Annotated in this window: 8 protein-coding genes; 2 read left to right on the top strand and 6 right to left on the bottom strand. The window is 66.6% G+C overall.

Annotated elements, in window-relative coordinates; all coding sequences use genetic code 11:
• From ACKOQ4_RS13515 to ACKOQ4_RS13505, 3 genes are all read right to left on the bottom strand, one after another.
• Positions 1-1743, bottom strand: a 1743-nt coding sequence (locus tag ACKOQ4_RS13515; protein WP_526292655.1) for a phosphate acyltransferase, incomplete at its 3' end; no start/stop codon positions are given.
• A gap of 96 nt (positions 1744-1839) precedes the next feature.
• Positions 1840-2208 carry a hypothetical protein gene (locus ACKOQ4_RS13510; RefSeq protein ID WP_526292653.1) on the bottom strand — a complete coding sequence of 123 codons (369 nt, stop codon included), beginning with the start codon at positions 2206-2208 and terminating at the stop codon, positions 1840-1842.
• Between the two features lie 68 nt (positions 2209-2276).
• Entirely contained in the window at positions 2277-2468 is a 192-nt protein-coding gene (locus tag ACKOQ4_RS13505; RefSeq protein ID WP_526292651.1) for a hypothetical protein, read from the bottom strand.
• A gap of 47 nt (positions 2469-2515) precedes the next feature.
• Here ACKOQ4_RS13505 and ACKOQ4_RS13500 point away from each other — a divergent pair, with 47 nt between their 5' ends.
• On the top strand, positions 2516-3310 hold the full coding sequence (locus ACKOQ4_RS13500) for a hypothetical protein (RefSeq protein ID WP_526292649.1): 795 nt from the start codon (positions 2516-2518) through the stop codon (positions 3308-3310).
• Here ACKOQ4_RS13500 and ACKOQ4_RS13495 read toward each other — a convergent pair.
• The 3 genes from ACKOQ4_RS13495 to ACKOQ4_RS13485 form a co-directional block, all read right to left on the bottom strand.
• Positions 3291-6128 (bottom strand): hypothetical protein, encoded by a 2838-nt coding sequence (locus ACKOQ4_RS13495; RefSeq protein ID WP_526292647.1) that lies wholly within the window; start codon positions 6126-6128, stop codon positions 3291-3293. The two genes, ACKOQ4_RS13500 and ACKOQ4_RS13495, sit on opposite strands and share 20 nt — an antisense overlap.
• Before the next feature lie 261 nt (positions 6129-6389).
• Positions 6390-8168: a peroxidase family protein gene (locus tag ACKOQ4_RS13490; RefSeq protein ID WP_526292645.1), complete on the bottom strand. Its 1779-nt coding sequence runs from the start codon at positions 8166-8168 to the stop codon at positions 6390-6392.
• Between the two features lie 884 nt (positions 8169-9052).
• Positions 9053-9751: an SGNH/GDSL hydrolase family protein gene (locus tag ACKOQ4_RS13485; RefSeq protein ID WP_526292643.1), complete on the bottom strand. Its 699-nt coding sequence runs from the start codon at positions 9749-9751 to the stop codon at positions 9053-9055.
• Positions 9752-9942: 191 nt separating this feature from the next.
• Here ACKOQ4_RS13485 and ACKOQ4_RS13480 point away from each other — a divergent pair, with 191 nt between their 5' ends.
• A complete protein-coding gene (locus tag ACKOQ4_RS13480) occupies positions 9943-11127 on the top strand; it encodes a PucR family transcriptional regulator (RefSeq protein WP_526292641.1) in 1185 nt (394 codons plus the stop codon).
• The last annotated feature ends 162 nt before the right edge of the window (positions 11128-11289 follow it).

Here is an 11289-nt window from a genome sequence, read left to right as displayed (position 1 = left end):
GGCGTCGGGAGCCAGGCCGATGATGTCGCGGATGATCTTCAGCCGGGTGGGGAAGGGGCCCTCCAGTCCGCACAGCATCGCGTCGGCGTCACCGCGCAGCACGGCGATGGCGGCGATCGCTGTGGTGGATGTGCGCACGATGCTGCGCGCCGCGTCGGGGGTGATGCCCTTTCGTCCGGCCACCTCCTGCAGCGTGTCGACATAGTCCCGGTAGCGGTCGTCGTCGAGCGGATTGACCAACTCGAAGTCCTCGCCGGCCCGAATCTGCATGCCCAGGCGGGTGATTCGTCGTTCGATCACGCTGGGCCGGCCGATGAGGATCGGCTTAGCGGTCTCTTCCTCGAGGATCGCCGAAGTCGCCCGCAGTACCCGGTCGTCCTCGCCGTCGGCGAAGATCACCCGCTTCGGGTCCGACTTCGCGTCGGCGAAGACGGGTTTCATGATGAATCCGGAACGGAAGACGAAGCCGTTGAGTGTCTGCTCGTAGGCGTCCCAGTCGGTGATCGGCTTCTGCGCCACTCCGGTTTCCATCGCGGCCTTGGCGACGGCCGGAGCGATCCGCAGGATCAGCCGTGGGTCGAAGGGTGCGGGGATAAGCGACGTCGGCCCGAACAGCGGAGCCCTTCCGCCGTAGGCGGAGGCGACGATGTCCGAGGGCATCTCGCGGGCCAGTTCGGCGATGGCCTCCACGGCCGCCAGTTTCATGGGCTCGTTGATGGCGGTGGCGTGTACGTCCAGTGCGCCGCGGAAGATATAAGGGAAGCACAGAACATTGTTGACCTGGTTGGGGTAGTCCGAACGTCCGGTGCAGATCATCGCGTCCTGCCGCGCGGCCAGCGCGTCGGGCGGCGAGATCTCCGGGTTCGGGTTGGCCAGCGCGAGGATCAACGGCTTGTCGGCCATGCGCCCCACCATCTCCGGGGCGAGCACGCCTCCCACCGACAGCCCGAGGAAGACGTCGGCCCCGTCGATGATCTCCGCGAGGGTGCGCGCCGGGGTGTCCTGGGCGTAGACCTCTTTCCAGCGGTCCATCTGGGCGGCGCGGCCGGTGTAGACCACCCCTTCGATGTCGCTGACCCAGATGTTTGACCGCTGGGCGCCGAGACTGCACAGCAGATTCAGACAGGCCAGTGCCGCGGCGCCGGCCCCGGAGACGACGATCTTGACTTCGGAGATGTTCTTGCCGGCCAACTCCAGGCCGTTGCGCACCGCCGCTGCGACGATGATGGCCGTTCCGTGCTGGTCGTCGTGGAAGACCGGGATGCGCATGCGGTCGCGCAGTTGCGACTCGATCTCGAAACAGTCCGGGCCCTTGATGTCCTCGAGGTTGATCCCGCCGAAGGTGGGCTCCAGTGCGGCTACGGTGTCGACGAATTTGGCGATGTCCTTCTGGTCGACCTCGATGTCGAAGACGTCGATGCCGGCGAACTTCTTGAATAGCACCGCCTTGCCCTCCATGACGGGCTTGGAGGCCAGCGGTCCGATATCACCGAGTCCGAGAACCGCGGTCCCGTTGGAGATCACGCCGACCAGGTTCTGCCGCGCGGTCACGGTGGCCGCTTCGGCGGGGTTCTCCACGATGACGTCGCAGGCCGCCGCCACGCCGGGGGAGTAGGCCAGTGCGAGGTCGCGCTGGTTGCCCAGCGGCTTGGTCGCCTGGATCTCGAGTTTCCCCGGCGTGGGCTGGCGGTGATAGGTCAGCGCGCCCGAGCGCAGTTCGTCGGACATCTTGGACGTGGCCACTGGTCGCTCCCTCGGGGTTGCCGCACGGCTGGACCCCTAATTGTGGGCGAACGGGCCCGATCGGAACGCTCAGGACGGCGACGTCACCGCAACTTTTCAGGAACGGGCTTTGCGGGTGTCGATGAACGACTTGACGCACAGCGCGACGAAGATCAGGCAGAGCACGGCGAAGCCGGCCTGAACGCCCACCGCCACCGGGCGCTGCAGCGGCTCACCGGAGAGCAGGGCGGGTAGCTTGCCCAGGCTGCGCGCGGTCCCGAAAAAACCGAGTAACCCGATCAGCGCGGCGAGATGGCCGCCCTGTTTGAGGTTCTTCAACGCGAAGGCGCCCGCGCCGGCCAACAAGACACCGAAGATCGCGGGTATCAGCGCGGTCGGGGACTGCGATCCGGTCAGCAGATAGGCCCCCACCCCAAGCAGGACGAAGATGGCCGAGAAGATGAAGATCACTCGAGGCATGTTCATGGACAGGACACTACGCGCCGGCCGCTGGCGGGGACGTTGCGCGGTCCGCGGCGCGCCGGAACCTCCGCTCAGATCGAGCAGGACATGTCGCTGCCGCAGCACAGCGGCGACTTGATCTTGCCGTCCCCGTTGGGGCACTCGGCGATCCGGACGCTGGCGCCGTCGGCCAGGGTCAGTGAACCGTCGACCAGGTCCGCGCCGCAGTGGCCGCAGGTGACGACGGTGGACATGTTGCAGGTAGGACAGTTATAGGTAGCCACCCGCTCAGCGTACTGGCCGCCGGCTGTTCTCGTCCTATGCTCAGCTGATGACGTCCGGGCTGTTCCTCACGTGTCTGGCGCTGCTGCTGGCGGCCTCGCTGGTGGTGGAGTCCGGGATGCTGTCGGGCCTGTTCAGCTTCTCGGTGACGGGCTATCACCTGATCCACCTGCTGCTGATGACCGGGCTGCTGGCCATCACAGGCGCGCTGTGGTGGCGTCGCCGTCGCGAGAGCGCCCCGGACGCCCCCGTGGTGGCGCTGTTCGCGCTGGGGCTGGTGTTCACCCTGATCGGCGACTACGTCAACAGCAGGCTCAGCGACGTCAACCCGGTCACCCTCAAACTCACCTGGGCGCTGCTGTTCTTCGGGCTGGGCTACAGCTGCTACATCGCCGGGCTGTGGAGGGGCCTGGCGCTGGTAGCCCCGGGCGCCCGAAGGCTGTGGCCGGTGATCCCGGTGATCCTGGCCCTGAATGTGACCGGGTGGCTGACCTCGGTGGCGGCCCGGGTGGCCGGCCAACCGGTGCTGTCCTACGGCTCGTTCGTCTTCAACGCGACGCTGTACGTGATCCTGCCGTGGCTGGCGATCCGTTATCTGGTGGCCTGCCGCTACGGGCTGGCTTCGGTGGTGGTGATGATCGGCGCAGTTCTGCTGCCGTTCTCCGATCTGGTGTTGTTCAAGACCTGGCTACCGCGGCCCGACGATGAGCCGGTGTCGCTGATCCTGTACTCCAGCAACTGGATTCTGTATTTCGGCGGACAGTGCCTGATGAACGTGTTCACCGCAGCGCTGGCGATGACGCCGCCCGGGAACCGGTCAGCGGTCACGTCGGTGTCAGGGTGATCTGGAAGACCTGGTTGGACGCTCCGGTCTGGCTGAAGGTGTTGGCGGTCGCGGACACGGTGGAGTAGATGCCGCCGTACACGAAGCCCAGCACCGTCGGGCCGCCCAGCTGGTGCAGTCGAATGACGTCGTTGCGGTACCGCGGCAGCGCCTGGTTGCCGAACCAGCCCGCGCCCGCTCCGTAGTAGCCGGTGCCGCCCGGGGTGACCGGCTGGATGGGCGTCATGGAGTACTCCTGGAACGCACCGTCGCGGAACCGGACCAGCGATGTCACGTTGTCCACCCACGGCAGGTCGAGATCCTCGGTGAGCACCCCGTCTTTGTAGTAGTACAGGCTGATGCCGCCGACGAGGACGTCGTACATCGACCGCGATCCGCGGTCGTAGAGCAGGACCTCCGCGGTGGTGTACTGGCTGAAGTACTGCTGGTACGCGGCGTCGATGCGGGCGCGTCCGCCGGGTCCGACGAAGATCGGCGCCTGATATCCGGAACCGGCGTCGCCGGGGGTGAAAACACCACCCAAATACGCCAGTTCGGCCCGGCCGTCGCTTCCGATGAAGCTGACGAGGTTGCCGTCACGGCGCCGGTAATTCACCGGATCGCGCAGTGCCCGGTAGCCGGCGATGGCCAGCCGGCGGCCGGTGTCGACGATGCGGAAGCTGCGGATCTCGTCGGTGTAGACCTGGGCGAGGTTGGACGTGGCGCCGTTGTAGCCGCCCTGGAAGTCATGCCCGAAGACCAGGTAGGTCCGGCCGTTGAGGTCCGCCATACCGCCGCCCGTCACCGCCAGCCTGGGATCGGACATCTGGCGGATCCTGGCCAGGGTGGCCACATCGCCGCCGTCGATCACCGCCCGGGCCAGCCCCTTGATGCTGAGTGCGGTGAGCGTGTCGTAGGTGGTGAACTCTCTGGTGAACGCGGCGAAGGTGACGCCGGTGCCGTCGGTCTCGGTGTCGCTGCTCGTGGTGACGGTGTTGCCGTCGATCGCGGTGATCGTCGTCCCGGGCGGGAAGACCTCCTGGCCGGACGGGAACGGCAGGACCCCCGAGACGCGCTGGCCGACAGCCAGGTTCTCCAGGCCGCTGGTGACGGTGATGGTCGTGCTGGCAGCGCTGACGTCGCCGGTGAAGCTCGCCGTGCCGGGCACCGAGTAGCCGCCGTTGACGTAGAGCGTGTCACCTTTGGCGTAGTACTGCGCGTCGGCCGAACTCAGCGGGCTGTAGACCGCGGGGGAGACGCCGGTCTGGTTCCAGGGCAGCGACCAGACCTGCCAGTCGACCGGGTTGATGACGTAGATGACATTGTTCTGGAAGCTGGGCGGGAAGCTCTGCTCACCGCTGGGAACGAAGTCGTGCAGGCCGTTGGTGCGACCGCCGAACACCACCCACAGTCCGCTGGGGTACTCCGACGACGGCTTCACCTGGGCGTAGACGCTGCCCTGCAGCCCCGGAAGGTCGGTGATGCCGGGTGCACTGACGGGGGCGATGTTGAGCGTGTAGGGAAGGTTCGACGAGGTGGCCGGGACAGGTTTCGGCGAGTCGGCGGTGGGCACCGGGGGCGGAGTCAGCCCGCCCGGCGGGACGGTTTCGAAGGACTCCGGGAGGTTGTCGGTGGCGCCGTTGAGGTTCAGCGGTTCGGGCACCGGGACGGTCAGCGATCCGATGTAGACCTTGCCGCTGCTGTCCTTGCTGAATCGCACCGCGCCGGACAGCGCGGTGGTGCCCGGCAGCGCGGTGATCTGGTCGATGTCTCCGTTGAGTTCACGCCACACGTTCAGGCTGCCGCCGTCGGCTGTCAGGGTCACCCGGTCCCCGCTGGAGTCGGTGAAGGCGAGCCTGTCACCCACGGCGAACAGCCCGTAGAAGTCCCCGCCGGCCGTTTCGTCGTTGTCGCCGTCGAAGGCGGTGCCGTCACTGCCGCGCAGCGGGTTGGAGTTCGGGTCGCCGGTGATGATGGGCGGGTTGCCGTTGATGGCGACGCGGTAGAAGGTTCCCTGCCGCAGGGACCGGGCGAGGGTAAGCGTGACCTGTGCCGAGGACTCCGAGATGTCGCTGTACTGGGCGGAAACGATCTTGCGCGCCGGGCCGCTGGAGGTCACCAACTGGGGGTTGCCACAGTTGGCAGAGGTGATGCGGTAGTTGGCCACATCGGTTGCCGTACCGGGCATCAGCGGCCCGTCGAAGGTGAGCAGCAGCGACGTACTGCCCGGGGAGCTGGTGATCGAGGTGAGCACCGGGCCGGTGCCGTCCGACGACGAGGATGCCGATCGGACCGCCGCGGCCGGGGTCGCCGACGGAAGAGAACGCCGCACCATCAGCAGCGCACCGGAGAGCACGTCGGTGGCCGGGGTGTCGGGCAGGCCGGAGAGCCAGTGCCCGATGCGGTTCGTGGCCCGGGTGCGCGGCGCGGTCGTGGTCGCCGAGAGCATCGGGGGAGCCGGGGTGCGGCAACTCGGGCAGAGCGGCGTGGCCGCCGCCGGTGCAGGCGTGGCCGCCGGGGCGGCAGGAGTGGCGACAGTGACCGCAGCGGGAGGTCTCGCGGGCCGCCGTGCGGGGTTGGCCAGTGTGGCGCGAACGGGGTTGCCCGGCAATCCGGATGCTCGGTCCGCGGCGCGCTGCAGGGCGACGCGGGGTTGGGACACCCGCGCGGCGGCAGTGCGGGTGCGGGCCGGTGTGCCGCCTGGATCCGCCGCGCCCGTTGCCGCCGCCGTTTCGTCGTGGCTGCCGGTGTCAGCAGCCGCATCCGGGGCATGCGGCCCGGCCAGTGACAGCCCGACCGCGAACGCCGCCGCGCCGACCCGAATACCGCGATGAACCATGAGTCGCTCCCGCCGCTGTGTTTCTGGCGCGGCATGTTACTGCACCTCGCCCTGCGACGTCCGGCCGCCGAATAATTCCGGTGGCACGCCGCATGAGGCCGGTGCAGAGCCCACCGGTGACCGGACCGTCGTCGCCGACTCGATGATCGAACTGGCGACGACGATGGGGGCCTAGGTCACCCGCCACTCACGGGGATCACCGACGCCGGCACCATCCGGGGCCGGGTCGGCGATCCCCGCCGAGCGGGCAGGTCCGGGCTGTCAGCCCACCGTCTTCCAGGGTCCGAACGGGTTCGCGACGCCGGAGAGCGCGGGTGCCAGTTCCGGGTAGTGACGAAGCAGGATGTCGGTCATCGAGGTCTTCTGAACCCAGTCGTAGCCGACCTGGGTGTAGACCTCCGGCCGCATGTCGGTGGTCAGGAAGCGGTCGCTGTTGACCCGCCGTGCCGCCATCAGCAGGAAGATCCGGGTCGCGGTGTCGGAGAATCCCTGTCCGGGGATGAGGTCCTCGGCGTACATCCCGACGATCGGGTCGACGTCGTCGATCTTGTTGTCGTAGACCTCCTGGATCTGACGCGCCCAGTCCTTGTTCGAGGTGATGTCGTCGAAGGTCTTGGGCACCGGCATCCGCAATCCCTTGCGGAACTTGGTGTAGCGGGGCACACCCCGCTCGCGATCGCGGACCACGTCCAGCGTCGCCAGGTCGGTGAGTTCACCGTCGATGCGCTCGAAGTGCATCAGCGTCCTCGGGTAGTTCTTGAGGCAGATCGCCCCCGGATGCTGGATCCCGAAGGAGTAGAAGAGGTCCGTCATCGAGAACTCGTCCATGAACCCGCGCGTGTACTTGCCCTGGATTTCGGTGAATTCGGCTTCCCGGATCACATCGCCGGTCTTCAGCGAGTAGAACTTCCACTCGTCGGGGATCAGCGCGTGCATGCGGTAGACCGAGACGAACTCCTCGGTGAACTGGAACGGCACGCCGAAGTGGTCGTGCTTGCCGCCGGCCTGGCCGCTGATGAAGTCGCTGTTGACGGGCCGGGCGTTTCCGAAGCGCTGATAGGACTCTTCGCCGGTGAGGCCCCACCAGGTATTGACCAATCCCCATGCGGTCGCCGGGTGCGACAGGATGCCAGGCGTCCACTCGCAGAGGTGAATCTTCGCGATCAGTGCTGAGATGGCCAGCCAGCCGAGTTCGAACAGCCGTTGGTCGTTGAGATCCGGATAGGCCTTCTTCAGCTCATCGCAGAGCGCGTTGTGCTCGAGGGTGAACAACGTGTGCAGCAGCGAGACACCCGTCCAGTAGTTCTGGAACATGCCGGTGTGATCGATGCCGGCGTACTCGCTGTTCTCCAGCAGGCGCCGGTCGGAGCCGATCTTCAGCTTGCCGTCCTCGAAGGTGCGCAGTGCGGCCTGCTTGTCATAGCCGCTGCCGTACACCTGGGAGGCGTCCCACCAGTGGGTCTCCTCGTTGCGGAAGACCGGGCAGCGCATTCCCTCGGGCCGTGCCAACTCCGGGGTGCGGCGGATCGTCATCGGGTGCTCGGGCCACGGATCGTCGGCCGCCAACGGCACCTCGATGAGGTCGTCGGGCTCGCCGCGGCCGTGGAAGAACCAGTTGTGGTTCTCGAACTGGATCCAGGCGGCCGCCAGGGTGTTCAGAGTCGTCGCCGGCTTGAAGACGTCGCGCGCCAGCAGCTGCTGGGCGACTACTCGAGGGTTCGGCGTGAACAGCCGGGGCGGCTGTTCGGCCTCGACGAAGTCAAGCGGGAAGTTCCTGGCGAACCGCGACCCCGCCATCCCCATCGCGGGATCGGAGAGGTCGTTCCAGCTGCCGTCGGGCATCCGGGCCCGCAGCGCCTCGGGCGGCGGCTCGGCGGGGAAATCATGCGGCGGCTCGCCGGGGGTGTCGAACAGGTTGCGGGCCCGCAGCGACTCGCGGTCGTAATACAACTTCGCCATCTGCAGGGCCTGGGTGGGGTACTTGTCCCACTCCCGGGTTAGCCCGGCACCTTTCAGTGCGTCTTCAATCTTCTCTAGCATGACAACCTCCCTCGACCCGTTGGTAGTGCCGGACAGTAGCACCGGATTCGACACCCACGGGGGTTTTGAAACCGAAATTAGGCCAGTCATAAGGCGATCGGCAGCGGCCGCCGGCGTGCTGCCTGACGAGCCGGCGGCACTGCGAACACGGGTTAGCAAAATCAGCCCAACGGTCTGGTCGTATGCAACGACACAAAGCGTGGCGAGGCAACCGCCGCCATGGCGTGCACGTTGAGGTGCGACGGCCTTAGCCGCGATCCGTTGTTACCTCGGGACGACGAGATCTGGCGAACCACCGTTGGTCACGCGGTGGCCTCGCCGCACCGTCCCAGGCCACATCAAACCGTCACAGTGACGTATTGATGCTTGGTCGGTGGATGGACGCCGACGGGGGGCATGGTTCATGTAGCGGCCGCCGACGCGGGACCGGGCCGGCTTGGGTAGCTGTTAGCACGCAAACCGGCTTTGTCTTGCGCGGATTGACTCTCGCGGCGCACGCAATTTGCCCGAACAAGAGCACGGGAAGGACGCGGCCTGCGATTCACGCGGCTTGCGTCGATTCGGCATCGCGAAGCGCGAGTGCCATATGCATCCGGGCGGTCATCTGCGCAGTTCGGGAGCATTTGGCCAGCGCTCCGTTTTGCCGATAAGCCACATTATGTCAACACACATACTGCATATTGCAACAGATGAATCATTGGGTTGCCCCCACCCGGCGGCCTCCCTTCCCTTTGGTTGTAGTGCCTGATCGGGCGGGCTTTTGACGGATTTATTTGGCGGCTCGGATCCCGAGTGGCCTGCGGCGCTCCTACGCGACTCATCTTCTTGAAGTTGGCTGGGATGCGATGTTCGTCCGATATCAGGTAACAGACTGACACGCGGTGCTACACGGGGATCAGACGGTCGATTTCGCACGCGACCCCCGCCGCCCATGCCCCGTAGGCGGCCGGTCCGGGATGGAAGCCGTCGCGTGCGATGTGCTTGGGATCCGCCTGGAAATCCGGCGACACCAGATGGCAACCGGGCCGGTGCGGCAGCCAGTCGGTCAGCGCGGCGTTGAAGTCGCGGGCGCGGGCGCCCAGATACCAGCGCAGCGGCTGCGGCAATGCCGGGAACAGGTGCATCGGCGGGAGCGCGGTGAAGAGCAGCGCGCGCGGCGCGAAGCGCTCCCGTACCAGGTCGGCCAGTGTGGCCTGACGTGCCAGCCAACGGCCGAGGCTGATGCCGCGAGTCACATCATTGACGCCGAGTGACAACACCACCACGTCGAAGCGATCCTCGGGAAGCGCCGCCAAGTGCTCGTGCGCGTCGGCGGTGGTGTAGCCCGTGCGCGCCTCCAGTCGCCACTCCAGTGCGCGGTGCGGGGCGAGTTCCGCGACCAGGCGACCAGAGAGAGCCTCATCCTGCGAGGCGGCCCCTACGCCGGCCGCGGCCGAGTCCCCCGCTACCAGTAGGCGCAGAGGAGCACCGGTGCCCGCCCGCCCGGAACGTGGTCCGGGGGGCTCGGGCAGTCGGGGCGTGACCCGGCGCACGTGCAGTCCCTGCAGCAGGAGAAGGGGGCCGAGAGCGGCAGTGGCAAGCACGTGGCGCAGGCCCGGCACATGCCGGTCCCAGCCCCGCTCCCCTGCGATCAGCGTTGATGGGTGAGGGCGCCTCGGGAACAGGGTCTGCGCAAGCACAGGCCAGCGCGGGGGCACCGTTCGATGTTACCCGGGCATTTTCACGCGATCTGCTTTTACATTTCCGGCAACAGGTTGCGCCGTAGTCTTTGCCCATGCCGTCATCGGATCTGGAGGCGCAGGTCGCCGAAATCCAAACCGAACTGCTGAAGCGATGCGACGCTCTCGGGGCGATGGTTGCCGACACCGTCTGGCGTGAGGTCGACTACTACGGCGGCACCGGCCAAATCGGCAAAGATGAGCTCACCGCCGATTGCCGGAAGACTTTCCGGCAGATATTCGAGGCGCTGAATGCCGCTACCCCGTACGCGACCGAGCGGCCGACCCAGATCGGGGAGGCACGTGCGCGCGCGGGAATTCCCTTACCGGCGATGTTGGAGTCGTTCGGCATCGCGGGGCGCTTGGCCAGGGTCGAAATGGCGGATTTGGAGACCGCCCGACCGGATCTCAGTCGCGAAGCGTTCATGCGGATCTCCGAGCGGTTCTGGCTGGCTCACGACACTTACACCCACGCGATGGCGGATGCCTACCGCGACACGGTGAGTCGGAAGGTTCTCAACCAGGCGGCTGAGCGGGCAGCATTGGCGCAGGCACTGATCGAGGGAAGAATCGTCGAGCAGGCGGATCTCTGGGAAATCGCGCAGATGTTGAAACTGCCCGCCCGGGGGCCTTACGTGGCCGTTGCAGCCGAGTGCGCATCGTTGGGTCGATCAGCCCTTCCGGGAATCGAGGTCAAGCTCGACAGCCTCGGAATCGTGTCAGCCTGGCGACTTCTGCCCGATGTTCAACTCGGTCTGGTGTATGTCCGTGACGACGCGATGCTGGACGCCGTGAAGGGCGTGCTGGCCGACCTCGCCGTCAATCGGGTAGGCATCAGCTCGCGGTTCGACGACCTGCGCGATACGCCTCAAGGCGTGAAATACGCCCGGATAGCCCTATCCGTCGAACCGCGTAATGGATCGTTTGTCGCCGCTTTTGAAGCAACGCCGCTGTCGATTGCGGCAGTCAGCGCTCCCGATGTGATGAAACAGGTCGCCTCGGCTGTTCTCGCCGGTTTCGCCGGCGTCACCGAACGGGACCGCGAAGTCCTCTTCACCACCTTTCGGGTATGGGTGGACGTCGGCGGCTCGGTCGACGAGGCCGCGCAGCATTTGCACTGCCACGCCAATACCGTGCGCCACCGGTTGCGCCGCGTCGAGGAAATCTCCGGCAGATCACTCGCTCGGCCGGCCGAGCTGGCAGAGCTGTGCCTCGCGTTTGAAGTAGACCTGATGAGCTAGACGGTTTCCACCCACAACGGAGACGCGCTCGCGTTGTGGGCCGTAACAGTCCTTTCCGCTACACCTCCGCGATGGTCGGTCTTTGGTGTACCACTCGTAGACGTCGGTACACATCTCCTGCTGCGAAAAACCACCGAAAGGCGCACCATGACAGACTCGTCA

This window comes from Mycobacterium sp. (assembly GCF_046095365.1).
GTDB lineage: Bacteria > Actinomycetota > Actinomycetes > Mycobacteriales > Mycobacteriaceae > Mycobacterium.
Note: the sequence above shows the minus strand (reverse complement) of the source record. Positions and strands in the feature narration are given on the sequence as shown.